Source organism: Pseudodesulfovibrio tunisiensis (assembly GCF_022809775.1).
Taxonomy (GTDB): Bacteria; Desulfobacterota; Desulfovibrionia; order Desulfovibrionales; family Desulfovibrionaceae; genus Pseudodesulfovibrio; species Pseudodesulfovibrio tunisiensis.
In genome coordinates this window covers 136,404-154,948 of sequence record NZ_CP094380.1, presented here as the reverse complement: position 1 = coordinate 154,948, position 18,545 = coordinate 136,404, and the positions used below count along the sequence as shown (strand labels likewise).

Genomic DNA, 18,545 nt, shown 5'->3' with positions numbered 1-18,545 from the left:
ACTACCAGATTTCGCAGACGAGTTCGCCACCAACGTTGGCGTCCTTGGCCTTGGAGCCTTCAAGGACCCCCTTGGACGTGGACATGATGCAGATGCCGAGGCCGTTCTGCACACGAGGGATATCATGAACGCCCACGTACACGCGGCGGCCGGGCTTGCTGATCTTCTTGAGACCGGCGATCAGGCCCTTGCCGTCGTGGTACTTGAGGGTGATTTTGATGTCCCTGTCCTCGACAGCGTAGTCAGTGATATAACCTTCCTCTTTGAGGATACCCGCAATGGCCGTCTTCATTTTGGAGACGGGAACGACGACACCCTGGTGGTACGCCTGGTGAGCGTTCCGAATACGGGTCAACATGTCGGCTACAGGATCAACCATTTTCTTATTCTCCTTGAATTACCAGCTCGCCTTGCGCACACCGGGCAGTTCGCCGGCCAAAGCCTTATTGCGGAAGCAGACACGGCAGATGCCGTAGCGCCGCAGGAAAGCCCTGGGGCGGCCGCAGATGGGGCAGCGATTGTAGGCGCGAACCTTAAACTTGGGTTTGCGGCGGGCCTTTACTCGTAAACTCGTTCTGGCCATGTTGTAACTCCTACTTCTTGAAGGGCATGCCAAGGAGGTCAAGAAGCATCTTGCCTTCCTTGTCGGTTTTGGCAGAGGTGCAAATAGTCACGTTCATGCCCTTCACCTTTTCGACTTTGTCGATTTCCAGCTCAGGGAAGATCGTGTGCTCCTTGATGCCCATGGTGAAGTTGCCACGGCCGTCGAAACCACGGTCAGGAATGCCGCGGAAGTCGCGCACACGCGGGAGCGCGAAGCTCACGAGCTTGTCGAAGAAATCCCACATGTCGTCGTGGCGCAGCGTGACGCGGATGCCGACAGGCATGCCTTCACGCAGCTTGAACGCGGCGATGGATTTCTTGGCCCGAGTCACCACGGCCTTGCGGCCGGAGATCTTGGTCAGTTCGTTGACGGCGTCCTCAATGAGCTTGTTGTTCTGGGAACCTTCGCCGAGACCGATGTTCAGCGAGATTTTTTCCAGGCTGGGAAGCTCCATGGGGCTCTTGTACCCGAATTCCTTCTGCAGGGCCGGGACAACCTTTTCCTCATATATTTTCTGGAGACGAGTCATAGCATCCACCTACTTGAAGATCTCGTTGCATTTCTTGCAGTAGCGGACCTTCTTCCCGTCGTCCGTCTTCTTGTAGCCGACCCTGGTGGGCTTGGTGCAGGCATCGCACACAATGGCCACGTTGGAGACATGGATCGGGGCTTCCTTCTCGATGATACCGCCCGGCTGGTTGGCATAGGGGTTGGCCTTGGTGTGGCGCTTGACCATGTTCACCTTTTCGACCAGGACCTTGTCGTGCTTCTTCAGAATCTTCAGCACTTTGCCGATCTTACCCTTATCCTTCCCGGACAGCACCATGACTTTATCGTCTTTACGGATTTTAGTCTTCATGGCACACCTCTTTAGAGGACCTCGGGAGCGAGGGATACGATCTTCATGAACCCGGCTGCACGAAGCTCACGGGCAACTGGTCCGAAGATACGGGTGCCCACGGGCTCCATCGAGTTGTTGAGCAGCACGGCGGAGTTGTTGTCGAACTTGATGAAGGAACCGTCGGGACGACCGATTTCCTTCTTGGTGCGAACAACAACCGCCTTCATAACAGCACCCTTCTTCACCTTGGAATGGGGCATTGCTTCCTTAACCGTGACGACGATGATGTCGCCGACGCTGGCGTACCGGCGCTTCGAGCCTCCCAGCACCTTAATGCAGGAGACTTTCTTGGCCCCGGAGTTGTCCGCCACGTCAAGATTGGATTCAACCTGAATCATTTCTGCAATTCCTCAGATTAAACGTTAGACGGCTTTCTCGAGGACCTTCACCAGATGCCAGCTTGCTTGCGGCGGCTGATGGGCCTGGACTCAACAATCTGTACCTTGTCACCGACACCGCATTCGTTGGCCGGATCATGGGCCATGAACTTTTTGCGGCGACGAACGTACTTCTTCAGCAACGGATGCTTGACCAGAGTCTCGACGCGGACGACGATGGTCTTGTCGGCCTTGTCGGAGATGACCAAACCGGTCAGCACACGGCGATTGCCTTCGTATTTGAACTCAGCCATGAGTTACGCTCCCTGTCTTTCCCGCTGGATGGTCAAGATGCGGGCGATGGTCTTCTTGACGCCGCCGAGCTTACGCACGTCTTCCAGCTGCGCGGTGGCATGCTGGAAACGCAGTTTGAAGAGTTCCTGACGGGACTCGTTCAGCTTTTCGGACAGCTCGGCATCATTCATTTCACGAAGTTCCTTGGCAGTCACTTACATACCCTCCTTGACCACGATGGCGGTCTTGATGGGCAGCTTGTAGGCAGCCCTCTTCAGGGCTTCCTTCATGAGCTCCATGTCTGCGCCCTTGACTTCGTACATGATACGACCCGGTCTCACCGGAGCCACCCAACCTTCGGGGGCGCCTTTACCCTTACCCATGCGGACTTCCGCGGGCTTGGAGGTGACGGGATAATCAGGGAAGATGCGAATCCAGACCTTGCCGCCGCGCTTGATGTGACGCATGATCGCGACACGGGCGGCTTCAATCTGCTGGCTGGTGATCTTTCCGTGCTCCAAGGCTTTCAGACCAATTTCTCCGAAAGCCACGCTGTTACCCCGTTGGGCCTTGCCTCTGACGCGGCCTTTCTGCCGCTTCCTGTACTTAACTTTCTTTGGAGCAAGCATTACTGTTCTACCTCTTTGTCCAGAATCTCACCCTTGAAGATCCAGACCTTGACACCGATCACGCCGTAGGTCGTACGAGCAACCGCGTAACCGTAGTCAATGTCGGCACGAAGCGTGTGAAGAGGCACACGGCCATCGCGGTACCACTCGCTGCGGGCGATTTCAGCCCCGGCCAGACGGCCAGCGCAGCTGACCTTGATACCCTCGGCGCCGAATTTCCTGGCAAGGCCCACCGTGCGTTTCATGGCACGGCGGAAGGCAACGCGGCGTTCGAGTTGTTGAGCGATGTTCTCAGCTACGAGCTGAGCTTCAGTTTCAGGCCGACGGATTTCGTTGACCTCAATGGCGAATTCGGTTTGGAACTTTTTCCTCAGCTCCTCACGAAGCTTTTCGATCTCCACGCCCTTGCGGCCGATCACGATGCCCGGACGCGCAGTGTGGATGATCAGACGAAGCTTGCCACCGGCACGCTCGATCTCGATGCGAGCAACGCCAGCCTGGTAAAGCCTCTTCTTGACAAACTTCCGAACCTGGTCGTCCTGCAGCACAAAGGCAGGATAATCCTTCTTGCTGTACCAGCGGGAAAGCCAGTTCTTGTTGTATCCCAGACGAAAACCGTAAGGATGTACTTTCTGACCCATATCTACATCTCCTTCACAACGACGGTGATGTGGCTGGTACGTTTCCGGATGCGATAGGCGCGGCCCATTGCGCGCGGCTGAATCCGTTTCCAGGTCGGACCCTCGTTCACGATGATATTATCGACGATCAAGGAATCCACATCCACTCCGGGCATCTGTTCCGCGTTGGAAACAGCGGAGAACAGAACCTTGCTCAGAATCTTGGCAGGTTTCTTCGGGGTGAACCGAAGAATGTTGAGAGCTTCCTCAACAGGCTTGCCCTTCACGTTCTGGGCAACAAGGCGCGTCTTGCGCGGAGAAACCCGTATGAACTTGGCTACTGCTTTAGCTTCCATTGTCATCACCCCTATTTGCCCTTGCTCTTCTTGTCGGCAGCGTGACCGAAGTAGGTACGAGTGGGAGAAAACTCACCCAGCTTGTGGCCTACCATGTTCTCGGTAACGAACACCGGGATGAACTTGCGGCCATTGTGAACCGCGAAGGTCATTCCCACCATTTCAGGGATGATGGTAGAGCGGCGGGACCAGGTCTTGATGACCCTGCGGTCCTGGGATTCCGAGGCTCTTTCCACCTTCTTCACCAGATGGTCGTCGAGAAACGGACCTTTTTTCAGCGATCTAGGCATTTCTTAAACTCCTACTTCTGTCCGCGACGTTTGACGATAAGCTTGGAAGAAGCCTTCTTCCTGTTGCGGGTCTTGTAACCCTTCGCAGGCATACCCCACGGGGAACAAGGATGACGGCCTCCAGAGCTGCGACCTTCACCACCACCGAGCGGATGATCGATGGGGTTCATGGCCACGCCACGGACCTGGGGACGGCGACCCAGCCAGCGATTGCGGCCAGCTTTGCCCAAAGTGATACCTTCGTGATGCACGTTGCCAACCTGGCCGATGGTGGCGCAGCAGCTGGCAAGCACCTTGCGCACTTCGCCGGAGGGCATGCGCAGAAGCGCGTACTTGCCTTCCTTGGCCACGAGCTGGGCATAAGTGCCGGCGGCGCGGCAAAACTGACCGCCCTTGCCGGGATACAGCTCGATATTGTGCACGACGGTACCGGTCGGAATCTTTGCAAGCAGCAGAGCGTTGCCGGGTTTGATGTCGGCACCCTCGCCAGCCATGATGGAGTCGCCCTGGTTCAGGCCGACAGGCGCGAGGATGTAACGCTTTTCGCCGTCCGCATAATGCAGGAGCGCAATGCGGGCGCTGCGGTTCGGATCATATTCAATATGGGCGACCTTGGCCGGAACACCGACCTTGTCGCGCCTGAAGTCAATTATACGGTAAAGGCGCTTCACACCACCGCCGCGGCGGCGGGAGGTGACACGACCGTTGTTGTTACGGCCAGCCTTCTTGGTCAAACCTTTGGTCAGAGACTTCTCGGAAGTGGTTCTGGTGATCTCGGCGAAATCGGAGACCGTCTGGAACCGGCGGCCCGGAGAAGTCGGCTTCAGCTTACGGGTAGCCATTGTTACACTCCCTCGAAGAACTCGATTTTGTCGCCAGCGGCCAGCTTGACGTAGGCCTTCTTGTACCCGGAGATTCTCCCACCGGTAGTACGGCCGAAACGCTTGCGGGCCAGAGGTTTCCTTTTCACGATATTGACGGACTCAACCTTGACGTCAAACGCTGCCTCGACGGCCTTTTTCACTTCGATCTTGTTGGCATCGCAGTGAACGTAGAAGGAGACGTGATTCGCCTGCTCCTTGATGTCGTTGGCCTTTTCGGAGACAACGGGCTTGAGCAAAATCTTGGAATAATCCATGGCTATTTCAACCTCTCCTGAACGTCATTGGCCGCACCTTCGAGCAGAATCAGCTCGGGGTACAGCAGCACGTCGTAAACATTGAGCCTGTCAGCCTCAAGAACCTTGACGCCCGGAATGTTACGGGCAGAGAGCAGCAGGTTCTTATCAGCATCCTTGGCAACAATCAAGGTCTTGCCACCCATGCCGAGCTTGTCGGCAACGTCGGCGAAGGCCTTGGTCTTGATCTCGGAGAGCTCAATGCCCTTGACGACCCGCAGTTTGTCCTCGCTCAACCGGGAGGACAGAGCCATCTTCAGAGCCAGACGGCGAATCTTCTTGTTCACCTTGAAGGAGTAGTCACGGGGCTGGGGACCGAAAACGATCGCACCGCCGCGCCACAGAGGCGAACGCATGGAACCGGCGCGAGCGCGACCGGTGCCCTTCTGGCGCCAGGGCTTGCGGCCACCACCACGAACGGTGGTACGAGTCTTGGTGGCATGGGTGCCACTGCGACGGGCCGCGAGCTGAGACCGGACAACGAGCTGCAGGATTTCGGGACGAATCTCGACCTCGAAAATCTCCGGAGCGAGCTCGATGTCGCCCACTTTCGTATTATTCTGGTCAACAACTTGTATCTTTGCCATGATCTTAACCTCTCGTCGGCCTAGCTGTTCTTGCGAATCATCACCAGGCCGTTCTTGGGGCCGGGCACCTGACCCTTAACGATGATGACGTTGTCCTCGGGACGAACGTCAACGATTTCCACGTTGTTGTAGGTCACACGCTCATTGCCCATCTGGCCGGGCATCTTCTTGCCCTTCCAGACGCGGCCCGGGAAGGTGGCATTACCGACGGAACCGGGAACACGGTGAACCTTTTCAGCACCGTGGGAGGCACGCTGACCGGAAAAGTTCCAGCGCTTCATGACGCCCTGGAAACCTTTACCCTTGCTCGTGCCAGTCACCTTGATGGAGTCGCCGGTGGCGAACATGTCGACGGTGAGCTCCTGGCCCAACTCGAACTCTTCCACTGCATCAAGGGGAAATTCCTTGAGGTGGCGGAAGCAGCCCTTGCCGATCTTGGCAAAGTGGCCCTTCATGGGCTTGTTGACTTTGCGTTCAGCAATTTCGTCGTAGCCGACCTGGAGGGCGTTGTAGCCTTCCTTTTCAACAGTCTTGATCTGAGTAACAGGGCACGGACCGGCTTCAATAACAGTCACGGGGCACACAGTGCCGTCGTCCTGGAATATCCGGGTCATACCCAGCTTCTTTCCGAGAAGTCCAAGCGTTTTAGCCATGATGACACCTCTCGCTTAAAGCTTGATTTCAACGTCAACGCCGGCGGGAAGCGACAGCTTGCCCAAGGAGTCGACGGTCTGCTGGGTCGGCTCGAGAATGTCCAGCAAACGTTTATGGATGCGCATTTCGAACTGTTCACGGGACTTCTTGTCCACGTGAACCGACTTCTGTACCGTGGTACGGTGCATTTCAGTCGGAAGCGGGATGGGACCGGCAATCGCCGCACCGGTATTCCGGGCAGTATCGACGATCTCAGTCACCGCTTTGTCGAGAATGCGGTAGTCATAAGCCTTCAGTTTAATTCTGATGCGATCACTCGCCATCGAAGTAGCAGTCATTATGCTCTCCTCAGCAGAATTTCCCTTCGGGTGGATTCCGCAAGTTAATAATAATACGCCGAAATGAAGCGGTCCGAGGGTTTACTCCCTCGGGACCACTTCTGTCAAGTGAGATTCCCCAAATGAGAATCGGCGAAGCCCTACTTCTTTTTCACAATCTCTTCAGCCAAGCTGGCGGGAACCTGTTCGTAATGGTCGAACTGCATGGTGAAGGTTGCCCTGCCCTGGGTCTTGGAACGAAGATCCGTGGCATAACCGAACATCTCGGACAGCGGCACAAAGGCGCGGATGGCCTGGACGCCCACGCGGGCTTCCATTTCGCCAACCCGGCCACGACGGCCGTTCAGGTCGCCCATGACGTCGCCGAGATAATCCTCGGGGGTAACAACTTCAACAGACATGATCGGCTCGAGCAGAACCGCTTTTGCCTGACGGCAGGCTTCCTTGACCGCCATGGAACCGGCGATGTAGAAGGCCTGCTCGCTGGAGTCGACTTCGTGATAGGAGCCGAAGACCAGCTTCACTTTGAGGTCCACGATCGGGTATCCGGCCATGACGCCGTTCTTCATGGCGTCCTGGATGCCCTTGTCAACGGAGGGAATGTATTCCTTGGGAATAACTCCGCCCTTGATCTCGTCGTCGAACTCGTAACCCTTTTCCGGGTTGGGTTCGACTTCCAGAACCACGTGGCCGTACTGGCCACGGCCACCGGACTGCTTGGCGTGCTTGACGTCAACCTTGGTCGCCTGGGTGATGGTTTCCCGGTACGCAACGCGGGGAGCGCCCACGTTGGCGTTCACGTTGAACTCGCGCAGAAGGCGGTCAACGATGATTTCGAGATGCAACTCTCCCATACCCGCGATCAGGGTCTGGCCGGTCTCGTCGTCGGACTTGACACGGAAGGAGGGATCCTCCTTGGCCAGCTTGGTCAGCGCGTTGGTCAGCGTGTCGCGGTCAGCCTTGGTCTTGGGCTCGATGGCCACTTCAATGACCGGCTCCGGAATATCCAGGGACTCGAGAACCACCGGGTTCTTGAGTTCGGCCATGGTATCACCGGTGGACACGTTCTTGAGGCCGACGGCGGCAACGATGTCGCCGGCAAAAGCCTCTTTTATTTCTTCACGCTTGTTGGCGTGCATTTTCAACAGACGGCCGATGCGTTCCTTTTTCCCGGTGGCACCGTTCATCACGGTGGCACCACTTTCGATCTTGCCGGAGTAGATGCGAAGGAAGGTCAGGTGACCCACAAAGGGATCGGTGGCAAGCTTGAACGCGAGAGCAGCCAGGGGCATGTCGTCGTCGCAGGGGCAGGGAACCTCTTCGCCGTTGTCGGGATTCATGCCCTTCATCACCTCGATGTCGAGGGGGGAAGGCAGGTAGTCCACGACAGCGTCGAGCAGAGGCTGAATGCCCTTGTTGCGGAACGCAGTGCCGCACATGACCGGGCAGAGGGTCAGGTTGTTGGTGGCCTTGCGGACACCGGCCCGAAGCTCGTCAGCGGTCAGCTCTTCGCCGCCCAGGTACTTTTCCAAAAGCGTTTCGTCTTCCTCGGCAACGGCTTCGATCATTTCGGCGCGCATTTCCTCATACTTGTCCATGAGGTCGGCCGGCACTTCTTCAACCCGAAGGTTGGTGCCAGCGTCCTGCGAATCGAAATAATAGGCCTTGCCCTCGATGAGGTCGACCATACCCTGGAATTCGTCTTCCGCGCCGATGGGCAGCTGAAGGGGCACGGGCTTGGCGCCCAGCCGGGTCCTCATCATGTCCACGCAACGGAAGAAGTTGGCGCCCACGCGGTCCATCTTGTTGACGAACGCAATGCGAGGCACGCTATACCTGTCGGCCTGCCGCCACACGGTCTCGGACTGGGGCTCAACGCCGGCGACAGAGTCGAAAACGGCTACGGCACCGTCGAGCACGCGCAGGGCACGCTCGACTTCCATGGTGAAGTCGACGTGGCCGGGCGTATCGATGATGTTGACACGAAAATCGCGCCAGAAGCACGTGGTTGCCGCAGAGGTAATGGTGATACCGCGTTCCTGCTCCTGAACCATCCAGTCCATGGTGGCTTCGCCGTCATGAACTTCACCAATCTTGTGGGACACGCCCGTGTAAAAGAGGATACGCTCGGTAGTGGTAGTCTTGCCCGCATCAATGTGGGCCATGATACCAATATTGCGCTGTCTCTCTCTAGGAACCATTCTTGGCACAGCTCTACTCCGGTACTACCAACGGTAGTGAGCGAAGGCCTTGTTGGCCTCAGCCATCTTGTGGGTATCTTCCCGTTTCTTCACGGCGCCGCCACGATTGTTGTAGGCGTCAAGCAGCTCACCGGTGAGACGGGCAACCATGCCCTTCTCGCCGCGGCCGCGAGCATAAGCAATGACCCAGCGAATCGCCAGAGCGAGCTGACGGTCGGGGCGGACTTCCATGGGCACCTGGTAGGTGGCGCCGCCAACGCGCCTGGACTTGACTTCCAGGGCGGGCTTCACATTGTCCAGGCATTTCTCGAAAGCCTTCAAGGGCTCTTCCTTGGTCTTTTCGGCCAAGGTCTCGAGAGCCTGATAAAAAATTCTTTCGGCAGTGCTCTTCTTACCGTCGAGCATCAGCCTGTTGATGAATCTGGTGATGAGCTTGCTGCCGTACACCGGATCCGGCAGAATCTGCCGCTTGGCAACAGGACCTTTACGAGGCATTTTCTTCTCCTTGTTCTGGCCGGGGGGACATTATTTCAGGCAGCCTCCGCGCCCTACTTTGTCATCACACCCAGGCATTAAGAAACGGTCAACCTATTTGGGACGCTTGGCGCCGTACTTGGAACGAGCCTGACGACGATCGTCGACACCGGCGGTATCCAGGGTGCCACGGATGATGTGATAACGCACACCGGGCAAGTCCTTGACACGGCCGCCGCGAATCAGAACGACGGAGTGTTCCTGCAGGTTGTGACCTTCACCGGGAATGTAGGAAGTTACCTCAATCCCATTGGTCAGACGAACACGAGCGACCTTGCGGAGCGCGGAGTTCGGCTTTTTCGGAGTGGTGGTGTACACTCTGGTGCACACGCCGCGACGCTGCGGGCACTCATGCAAAGCCGGAGTCTTCTTCCGCTTCAGGACAGCCTTCCTCCGTTTCCGGATCAGCTGGTTGATGGTAGGCATGAATCCTCCAATTGTTTGGTTCAGCCCCAATAGAACAATCTAAATAGGGCAAAGAGGGCAGGGTGTAGTCTGAAACGCCGATGCTTGTCAAGATTTTTCCCTGACAGCCCCGGCTCCCCTGCCCTGACCTTTCCGGCAAAAAATTGGAGAGGGAGCTCCCTCTCCAATTTTTTCAATATGTTAAACTCCGGCACAACCGGGGTTCATTACATTATATTATTCCTGCACCAGCAGAGGGCTGTCCTCAAGTTCCTCAAGAAACTTGTCGGCGCGCTCCTCTTGCTCAGGCACCACGATATCGGATTCCTCGTACTTGCGGAAACCGGTACCGGCAGGTACCAGACGCCCCACGATGACGTTCTCCTTGAGGCCGTGCAGCCCGTCGATCTTGCCGCGCATGGAGGCTTCAGTCAGAACCTTGGTGGTTTCCTGAAAGCTCGCCGCGGAGATGAAGGAGTCCGTGGACAGGGATGCCTGAGTGATGCCCAGAACCAGCGGTTCGGCAACAGCCGGGGTCAAGCCCTCGGCAATGGCCTTGCGGTTTTCATCCATGAACCGCAGCTTGTCCACCTGCTCGCCGATGAGAAACGTGGTTTCGCCCGGGTCCACGATGGTGATCTTCTTGAGCATCTGACGAACAATGACTTCGATGTGCTTGTCATTGATGTTGACGCCCTGGAACCGGTACACGTCCTGAATTTCTTCGACCAGATAGCGGGCAAGGAACTTCTCGCCCTTGATCTTGAGCATCTGCTGCAACTCGGGGTTGCCTTCGGTGAGCAGGTCGCCCGCTTCCACGAAGTCGGCTTCCTGCACCGTGATGTGGCGGCCCTTGGGAATGAGGTATTCCCTGGTTTCGCCCACTTCCGGAGTCACGATGACCTTCCGCTTGCCCTTGGTGTCCGGACCGTAGGAAACGATGCCGTCAATCTCGGAAACAACGCCGAGATCCTTGGGCTTGCGCACTTCGAAGAGCTCGGCGACTCGCGGCAGACCACCGACGATATCCTTGGTCTTGGAGGATTCACGCGGCTTACGGGCGAGAACGTCGCCTGCGGTAACCACGGTGCCTTCCTTGACCATGAGAATCGCGCCCACCGGCATGGGGAAGGTGGCCGGGATGCTGGTACCCGGACGCATGACCGGGTTGCCGTTCTCGTCCACGATGGAGATGGCGGGCTTGTAGTTGGTGGTGCGGTATTCCATGATCGTGTAGGACGCCTTCGAAGAACGATCCTCCTGCACGGTCTGGCCTTCAATGATGTCATGGAAGACGACAGTACCACTGACGTCAACGATGAAGGGCTCGATGAACGGTTCCCATTCGGCAAGAACGGTTCCCTTCTTGATGTCCACGTTTTCGTCAACCAGCAGTCGGGCACCGGAAGGCAGAACGTACTTTTCACGCTCGCGCCCCTGTTCGTCCACGATTCCCACCTGGCAGCTCTTGCCGAGCACCATGGTGTTGCCTTCCTTGTTCACGACGGTACGCATGCGCGAGAACACAGTGCAACCATTGTGCTGGGCTTCGATGGACGACTGCTCGATTTCCTTGGATGCAGTACCGCCGATGTGGAAGGTACGCATGGTCAGCTGGGTGCCGGGCTCGCCAATGGACTGGGCAGCGATGATGCCGACGGTTTCGCCCACGTTGACCAGATGACCGCGGGCAAGGTCGCGACCGTAACAGGTCGCGCAAATGCCGTGCGGGCTTTTGCAGGTCAATGCGGAACGGATGGTAAGCGTGTTGATGCCAGCCTTGTCGATCTTGGCCGCGCCGGCCTCGTCGATCAGGGTATTGGCCGGAACCAGCAGTTCGCCAGTGTCCTCATCGTGGACGTCAAACATGGTCACGCGGCCGAGAACACGCTCGGCAAGACGCTGCTTGATTTCGCCGCCCTTGATGTAATGGCCGATCTCCAGACCGTCCACAGTGCCGCAATCGATATCGCCCACGGTCACGTCCTGGACTACGTCCACGAGACGACGAGTCAGATAACCGGAGTTTGCGGTCTTCAACGCGGTATCGGCGAGACCCTTACGAGCGCCGTGCGTGGAGATGAAGTACTGGAGCACGGACAGACCTTCACGGAAGCTCGCGGTGATCGGCGTCTCGATGATCTCGCCGGAAGGCTTGGCCATGAGGCCGCGCATGCCCGCGAGCTGACGCATCTGATCCTGGTTGCCTCGAGCGCCCGAGGTGGCCATCATGTAGATGGAGTTGAAGCTGGAGTTGACCTCGGTCTTACCGGTCCTGGGATCGGTCAGCACGTCAACGGAAATCTCCTGCATCATCTGATTGGAGATATCGTTGGTGGTCTTGGTCCAGACGTCAACGACCTTGTTGTATTTCTCGGTGCGGGTAATGATGCCGTCCTCGAACTGCTGCTCGATGTTCTCGACTTCCGCATACGCGGTTTCGAGCATCTTGGGCTTGCTGTCGGGAAGCTTCAGGTCCTTGACCGCAATGGTCACGCCCGCACGGGTGGCATATTCGTAACCAAGGTTCTTGATCCTGTCGCACAGAATGACGGTGGCCTTGGTACCGGCCGAACGGTATGTGCCGCTGACCAGCTTGGAGATGTTCTTCTTGTTCAGAACGCAGTTGACCAGTTCAAAGGGCACGCCCTCGGGCAGAAGCTGGCTCACGATGACGCGACCGCAGGTGGTCTCCACCATATCACCATTCATGCGGACCTTGCAGCGCGCATGAAGACCGGCAACACCGGCATCAATGGCGGCCACGACCTCGTCCGGATCGGAGAAGATCATGCCCTCGCCCGCCTCGAAGGAACGCGGCGTGGTCAGGTAGTACAGACCAAGCACCATGTCCTGCGACGGGTTGATGATGGGCGAGCCGTTGGACGGGCTCAGAATGTTGTTGGAGCTCATCATGAGCACGCGGCACTCGATCTGCGCCTCCACGGAAAGGGGCACGTGCACGGCCATCTGGTCACCGTCAAAGTCCGCGTTGTATGCGGAGCAGACCAGAGGATGCAGCTGAAGAGCCTTGCCCTCGATCAGCAACGGCTCGAAGGCCTGAATGCCGAGACGGTGCAGCGTGGGAGCGCGGTTGAGCATGATGGGATATTCCTGGACAACGTTTTCCAGAATGTCCCACACCACCAGTTCCTCACGTTCCACCATTTTCTTGGCGGACTTGATGGTGGTGGCCAGACCGCGCTTTTCCAGTTCGGAATAGATGAACGGCTTGAACAGCTCCAGAGCCATCTTCTTGGGCAGACCGCACTGGTGCAGCTTGAGCTTGGGACCAACTGTGATGACCGAACGGCCGGAGTAGTCCACGCGCTTGCCCAGCAGGTTCTGACGGAAGCGGCCCTGCTTGCCCTTGATCATGTCGGACAAGGACTTGAGCGGACGACCGTTGGTGCCGGTAATGGCCCGGCCACGGCGGCCGTTGTCGAACAGGGCGTCAACCGATTCCTGCAACATGCGCTTTTCGTTGCGGATGATGATCTCGGGAGCGCCGAGTTCCAGCAGCCGCTTCAGGCGGTTGTTGCGATTGATGACGCGGCGGTACAGGTCGTTGAGGTCGGAAGTGGCAAAACGGCCGCCGTCCAGAGGGACGAGCGGACGCAGTTCGGGCGGAATGACCGGAACAACTTCCATGATCATCCACTCGGGCTTGTTGCCGGACTCCAGAAAAGCCTCGACGATCTTGAGTCGCTTGGTAAGCTTTTTCTTCTTGGTCTGGGAACGGGTGCTCTGGGATTCCTCGCGCAGTTCCACGCGAAGGGTGTCCAGATCAAGCGCTTCCAGCAGCTTGCGGATGGTCTCCGCGCCCATGCCCACTTCCACGGCGCTTTCGCCGAAATGGTCGATGACCTGAAGGTACTGGTCCTCGGAAACGATCTGCAAGCGCTTGAGCGGAGTATCGCCCGGATCAAGCACGATGTAGGAATCGAAGTACAGGACCTTTTCCAGGTCGGCCATGGTGATATCAAGCAAGGTGCCGATCTTGGACGGCAGCGTCTTCAGAAACCAGATATGCGCAACCGGCGCGGCCAGCTCGATGTGTCCCATGCGCTCGCGGCGAACCTTGGAGGCAATGACCTCGACACCGCACTTTTCGCAGACGATGCCGCGATGCTTCATGCGCTTGTACTTGCCGCAATTGCACTCGTAGTCCTTGACCGGGCCGAAGATCTTGGCGCAGAAAAGGCCGTCACGTTCAGGCTTGAACGTGCGGTAGTTGATGGTTTCCGGTTTCTTCACCTCGCCGTAAGACCACTCGCGGATCTTCTCGGGCGAAGCGATGGATATCTGGATGGCCTTGAGGCCGCGCCCCTGAACGGCGGCATTCGGGGCTCCACGCAGGGTGAACAGATCGTCCAACGTCATGGATGATATCCTCGTAAGTAAAAAGTTATCTGATGCCCGACCGGCCTACGGACCGGCCGGGCTTTTCAACATTTTGATCGAACCTAGGCCTGAACGAACGTCGGCTTGCCCACAGGACGTTTCTTCTCGTCCTGATGCAAGGTCACGTCGAGGCCAAGGGACATGAGTTCCTTGACGAGAACGTTGAACGACTCGGGAAGACCGGCTTCCAGGAAGTTGTCGCCCTTGACGATCTTCTCGTACATCTTGACGCGGCCCTGAACATCGTCGGACTTGACGGTCAGGAACTCCTGCAGGAGATAGGCTGCGCCGTAGGCCTCAAGGGCCCAGACTTCCATCTCGCCCAGACGCTGGCCGCCGAACTGGGCCTTACCGCCCAGAGGCTGCTGCGTGACCAGGGAGTAGGGGCCGGTGGAACGGGCGTGGATCTTTTCGTCAACCAGGTGGTGCAGCTTCAGGTAGTACATGATGCCCACCGTGACCCGGTTGTGGAAAGGTTCGCCGGTACGGCCGTCGTACAGGATGACCTTGCCGTCGTTCGGAACCTCGGCCTTGTCCAGCCAATCCCAGATTTCCTCTTCCTCGGCACCGTCAAAGACCGGAGTCTTGGCCACGATGCCCCGCTTCACCTTGCGTACGGCATCGGCCAGTTCCTCGTCGGACAGACTGTCCACGAGCTGGTCGATTTCGGGGGAGGTAAACACGTTCTTGACACCGGCACGCAATTGCTCGAACGGCTTCTGCTCCTCAACCATCTGATTGAGGCGCTCGCCAAGGTTGCGGCAGGCCCAGCCCAGATGGACTTCCATGATCTGCCCGATGTTCATTCGGGAGGGAACGCCCAGCGGGTTGAGCACGATGTCCATGGGCGTACCGTTGGCAAAGAACGGCATGTCCTCTTCAGGCAGGATGCAGGACACGACACCCTTGTTGCCGTGGCGACCCGCCATCTTATCGCCCACCGAGAGCTTGCGCTTCACGGCGATATATACTTTCACCATCTTGATGACACCCGGAGGCAGATCGTCTCCCTCGGTCACCTTTTCGCGTTTCACGTCGTAAACATTCTTGATGAACCGAATCTGGTCCTCGTAACCGGCCAGAACCAGCTTGATCTGGTCGTTGACCTCGCGGTCCCAGATGCCGAGCAGCTTCTTGACCGGAACATCGCCCAGCGCCTCGCGCGTCGCAATGCTTCCGGCCTCGGCCACGACTTCCCTTTTGGAATTGATCAGGTCCCTCTTGAGCGGAGCCTCGCCCGCAACAGCGAAGACCTGGTCGCGAATCGTGTCGCCCAGAGCCGCGATGTGACGCTGCTCCTTCAGATCGAAAGCGCTCAGTTCGAAGTCCTCGATGGCCCGGGTACGATCATCCTTGTCACCGGAGCGGCGGTTGAAGACCTTGACGTCCACGACCGTTCCCTCGATTCCCGGTGGAACCTTGAGGGAGGTATTCTTCACGTCGCGGGCCTTGTCGCCGAAGATGGCGCGCAGCAGCTTTTCTTCCGGAGTCAGCTGGGTCTCGCCCTTGGGCGTGATCTTGCCGACCATGATGTCGTCCGGCTTGACGCGCGCACCGAGGCGGATGATGCCGCACTCGTCCAGATTGCGAAGCATTTCCTCGGAAACGTTGGAAATGTCGCGGGTGATCTCTTCGGGTCCGAGCTTGGTATCACGGGCCACAACCTCGAATTCCTCGATATGGATGGAGGTGTAGATATCCTCCTTGACCATGCGTTCGGAAATGAGAATGGAGTCCTCGTAGTTGAAACCGCACCAGGGCATGAACGCCACCAGCAGGTTCTTGCCAAGAGCAAGTTCGCCCTGATCGATGCCGGGACCGTCAGCGATCACGTCGCCCTTCTTCACTCGCTGGCCGACCTGCACGCAAGGGCGCTGGCCGAAGCAGGAGTTCTGGTTGGACTTGTGCCACTTCTGGAATTCGTAATGCTTGGTGCCACCGGAGTCCGGGTAGATGCCGTTCTCGTAGTTGACGACCACGCGCTCGGCGTCCACATAGTGGATCAGACCGTCTTCCTCGGCCAGCACACAGGCGCCGGAATCGCGGGCAACAGGGCCTTCCATGCCGGTTCCGACCAAAGGCATCTCGGAACGCAGCAGGGGCACGGCCTGGCGCTGCATGTTGGAACCCATGAGTGCGCGGTTCGCGTCATCGTGTTCCAGAAACGGAATCAGGGCGGCGGAAATGGACACGATCTGGCTCGGGCTGATGTCCATGTATTCGACATCATCGGCCAGAGCGAGCTGAACGTCACCGGAAATGCGCGCGTTGACACGCTGATTCACGAAAACGCCGGATTCGTCCACAGGCGCGTTTGCCTGGGCAATGACCTTGCCCGCCTCCACGGAAGCGTCCATGTAGATGATCTCGTCGGTCATCTTCTTGTCGTCGATCTTCCGGTACGGCGTCTCGATGAAGCCGTACTCGTTGACCTTTGCATAGGTGGTCAACGACACGATCAGACCGATGTTCGGTCCTTCCGGAGTCTCAATGGGGCAGATGCGACCGTAGTGCGAAGTGTGCACGTCGCGGACTTCGAAGCCCGCGCGCTCACGAGTCAGACCGCCGGGGCCGAGAGCCGAAAGACGACGCTTGTGCGTCACTTCGGACAGCGCGTTGGTCTGGTCCATGAACTGCGAGAGCTGGGAAGTTCCGAAGAACTCCTTGAGCACTGCGGCAACCGGCTTGGGGTTGATCAGGTCGTGCGGCATGAGCGTGGCCACTTCCTGGAGGCTCATGCGCTCCTTGATGGCGCGCTCCATGCGGACCAGACCGATGCGGTACTGGTTCTCCACGAGTTCGCCCACGGGACGGACGCGACGGTTGCCCAGATGGTCGATATCATCGGCCGGGCCGTGGCTGTCCTTGAGGCGCATCAGTTCCTTGAGGGCCTGAAGAATATCCTCGTTGGTCAGGGTGCGGGTATTGGTGTCCACATCCAGGCCCAGACGGGAATTCAGCTTGTAGCGGCCGACAACGGAGAGATCGTAGTAATCGGAGCTGCGGAACAGGTTCTCGAAAAAGCTGGCCGCGATTTCCGGAGTCGGCGGGGAGCTGGGACGAAGTCTGCGGTAGATTTCGACCTGAGCGGATTCGGTATCCGTGGTCTTGTCGAGCAGCAGGGTGTCGCGCAGGGACGAAGACACTTCCGCGCCGCGAGTGTACAGGCACGGAATGTCGGAAATGCCTGCAGCAAGGCACTTGTCCAGAATGTCGACGGTCACCTCTTCGGCTGCCGTGGCAATGACCTCGCCGTTCTTGTCCACGATATCGCGAGCAAGGAACAGGCCGAGGATGGAATCCGGGTCCACCTGCAGGGTTTCAACACCGGCGCGCACAAGGCGCTTCCAGCGGCCCTTGGTGATGACCTCGCCCTTTTTCAGCAGCTGCTTGTCGCCGTCCATGACGTCGACATAAGCGGTTTCCTTGCCGTAGTGGTCCGCCTTGACCACACGATGCAGGCTGCCCTTCTTGAGGACGAAATCCTCGATATCGTAGTAGTAGTCGAGAATATCCTGGCTGGTCAGGCCCATGGCCTTGAGAAGGATTGTGGCGGGCATCTTCCGGCGCCGGTCGATGCGCACGTAAAGAATGTCCTTGTGATCGAAGTCGAAGTCGAGCCAGGAGCCGCGCATGGGAATGATGCGGCTGGAGTACAGGACCTTGCGGCTGGAGTGCGTCTTGCCGGAATCATGTTCGAAGATGATGCCCGGAGAACGCTGGAGCTGGTTCACGATGACCCGCTCGGTTCCATTGATGAGGAACGTGCCCTTCTCGGTCATGAGAGGGATCACGCCAAAGTAGATGTCCTGTTCCTTGATGTCGCGGATCGTGCGGTTTTCCGTCTCTTCATCAACGTCGAAAACCACGAGGCGAACCTTGATCCGGACAGGAGTCTCATAAGTGAGACCCTTGGAAATGCATTCGTCAACGTCGTACTTGGGCTCGCCGATTTCGTAACTGACGAAATCAAGGCTTGCCGTCTTATTGAAGTCCTCAATGGGAAAAACGGAACGAAAAACGCCTTCCAGGCCGTAATCCCCTCTGCTGGCAGGCGGAATATCCGTCTGGAGGAAGCGCTTGTAGGAGTCCACCTGGAGCTCCAGCAAATGCGGAATGGGCAACGTGGTGACGATTTTGCCAAATTTCTTTCTGAGCTGACCCATTGTACCCTCACGTGTGAGCGGTTGGATGGTTGGGGCGCATGACTCGGAACGAGACCCTGACCCTCTGC

At 57.8% G+C, this 18,545-nt stretch carries 20 protein-coding genes and 1 pseudogene; all 21 read right to left on the bottom strand.

The annotated features are described in order from the left end of the window. Position 1: 1 nt before the first annotated feature. Entirely contained in the window at positions 2-379 is a 378-nt protein-coding gene (gene rpsH, locus MPN23_RS00835) for a 30S ribosomal protein S8 (RefSeq protein ID WP_243545577.1), read from the bottom strand. A gap of 18 nt (positions 380-397) precedes the next feature. Continuing rightward, entirely contained in the window at positions 398-583 is a 186-nt protein-coding gene (locus MPN23_RS00830) for a type Z 30S ribosomal protein S14 (protein WP_243545576.1), read from the bottom strand. A gap of 10 nt (positions 584-593) precedes the next feature. Continuing rightward, complete coding sequence (rplE, locus tag MPN23_RS00825; RefSeq protein ID WP_243545575.1) at positions 594-1,133, bottom strand: 50S ribosomal protein L5; 540 nt, start codon at positions 1,131-1,133, stop codon at positions 594-596. Positions 1,134-1,142: 9 nt separating this feature from the next. After that, on the bottom strand, positions 1,143-1,463 hold the full coding sequence (gene rplX, locus MPN23_RS00820; protein WP_243545574.1) for a 50S ribosomal protein L24: 321 nt from the start codon (positions 1,461-1,463) through the stop codon (positions 1,143-1,145). A gap of 11 nt (positions 1,464-1,474) precedes the next feature. Continuing rightward, positions 1,475-1,843 carry a 50S ribosomal protein L14 gene (gene rplN, locus MPN23_RS00815; RefSeq protein ID WP_243545573.1) on the bottom strand — a complete coding sequence of 123 codons (369 nt, stop codon included), beginning with the start codon at positions 1,841-1,843 and terminating at the stop codon, positions 1,475-1,477. 24 nt (positions 1,844-1,867) lie between these two features. Then, positions 1,868-2,136: pseudogene (rpsQ, locus tag MPN23_RS00810) on the bottom strand (30S ribosomal protein S17). Between the two features lie 3 nt (positions 2,137-2,139). Further along, positions 2,140-2,331 (bottom strand): 50S ribosomal protein L29, encoded by a 192-nt coding sequence (rpmC, locus tag MPN23_RS00805; RefSeq protein ID WP_243545572.1) that lies wholly within the window; start codon positions 2,329-2,331, stop codon positions 2,140-2,142. Then, on the bottom strand, positions 2,332-2,745 hold the full coding sequence (gene rplP / locus MPN23_RS00800) for a 50S ribosomal protein L16 (RefSeq protein WP_243545571.1): 414 nt from the start codon (positions 2,743-2,745) through the stop codon (positions 2,332-2,334). Continuing rightward, the gene (gene rpsC / locus MPN23_RS00795; RefSeq protein WP_243545570.1) at positions 2,745-3,386 is read right to left on the bottom strand and encodes a 30S ribosomal protein S3; all 642 of its coding nucleotides are present in this window, start codon (positions 3,384-3,386) and stop codon (positions 2,745-2,747) included. Before rpsC ends, rplP begins: the two co-directional genes overlap by 1 nt. Before the next feature lie 2 nt (positions 3,387-3,388). Further along, complete coding sequence (rplV, locus tag MPN23_RS00790) at positions 3,389-3,721, bottom strand: 50S ribosomal protein L22 (RefSeq protein WP_243545569.1); 333 nt, start codon at positions 3,719-3,721, stop codon at positions 3,389-3,391. A gap of 11 nt (positions 3,722-3,732) precedes the next feature. Then, on the bottom strand, positions 3,733-4,011 hold the full coding sequence (gene rpsS, locus MPN23_RS00785) for a 30S ribosomal protein S19 (RefSeq protein ID WP_243545568.1): 279 nt from the start codon (positions 4,009-4,011) through the stop codon (positions 3,733-3,735). An 11-nt stretch (positions 4,012-4,022) separates the two neighbouring features. Then, a complete protein-coding gene (gene rplB, locus MPN23_RS00780) occupies positions 4,023-4,853 on the bottom strand; it encodes a 50S ribosomal protein L2 (protein WP_243545567.1) in 831 nt (276 codons plus the stop codon). Between the two features lie 2 nt (positions 4,854-4,855). Next, positions 4,856-5,149 (bottom strand): 50S ribosomal protein L23, encoded by a 294-nt coding sequence (gene rplW, locus MPN23_RS00775; protein WP_243545566.1) that lies wholly within the window; start codon positions 5,147-5,149, stop codon positions 4,856-4,858. A gap of 2 nt (positions 5,150-5,151) precedes the next feature. Beyond that, complete coding sequence (gene rplD, locus MPN23_RS00770; protein WP_243545565.1) at positions 5,152-5,775, bottom strand: 50S ribosomal protein L4; 624 nt, start codon at positions 5,773-5,775, stop codon at positions 5,152-5,154. 20 nt (positions 5,776-5,795) lie between these two features. Continuing rightward, positions 5,796-6,428 carry a 50S ribosomal protein L3 gene (rplC, locus tag MPN23_RS00765; RefSeq protein ID WP_243545564.1) on the bottom strand — a complete coding sequence of 211 codons (633 nt, stop codon included), beginning with the start codon at positions 6,426-6,428 and terminating at the stop codon, positions 5,796-5,798. A gap of 15 nt (positions 6,429-6,443) precedes the next feature. Beyond that, positions 6,444-6,767, bottom strand: coding sequence for a 30S ribosomal protein S10 (gene rpsJ, locus MPN23_RS00760; protein WP_243545563.1), 324 nt, complete (start codon positions 6,765-6,767; stop codon positions 6,444-6,446). Positions 6,768-6,907: 140 nt separating this feature from the next. Continuing rightward, on the bottom strand, positions 6,908-8,977 hold the full coding sequence (gene fusA / locus MPN23_RS00755; protein WP_279388682.1) for an elongation factor G: 2,070 nt from the start codon (positions 8,975-8,977) through the stop codon (positions 6,908-6,910). Between the two features lie 15 nt (positions 8,978-8,992). Then, positions 8,993-9,463 (bottom strand): 30S ribosomal protein S7, encoded by a 471-nt coding sequence (gene rpsG, locus MPN23_RS00750; protein WP_243545561.1) that lies wholly within the window; start codon positions 9,461-9,463, stop codon positions 8,993-8,995. Positions 9,464-9,556: 93 nt separating this feature from the next. Beyond that, a complete protein-coding gene (rpsL, locus tag MPN23_RS00745) occupies positions 9,557-9,928 on the bottom strand; it encodes a 30S ribosomal protein S12 (RefSeq protein ID WP_243545560.1) in 372 nt (123 codons plus the stop codon). Between the two features lie 216 nt (positions 9,929-10,144). Further along, positions 10,145-14,290, bottom strand: coding sequence for a DNA-directed RNA polymerase subunit beta' (gene rpoC / locus MPN23_RS00740; protein ID WP_243545559.1), 4,146 nt, complete (start codon positions 14,288-14,290; stop codon positions 10,145-10,147). A gap of 83 nt (positions 14,291-14,373) precedes the next feature. Further along, on the bottom strand, positions 14,374-18,477 hold the full coding sequence (rpoB, locus tag MPN23_RS00735; RefSeq protein WP_243545558.1) for a DNA-directed RNA polymerase subunit beta: 4,104 nt from the start codon (positions 18,475-18,477) through the stop codon (positions 14,374-14,376). Positions 18,478-18,545: the final 68 nt, after the last annotated feature.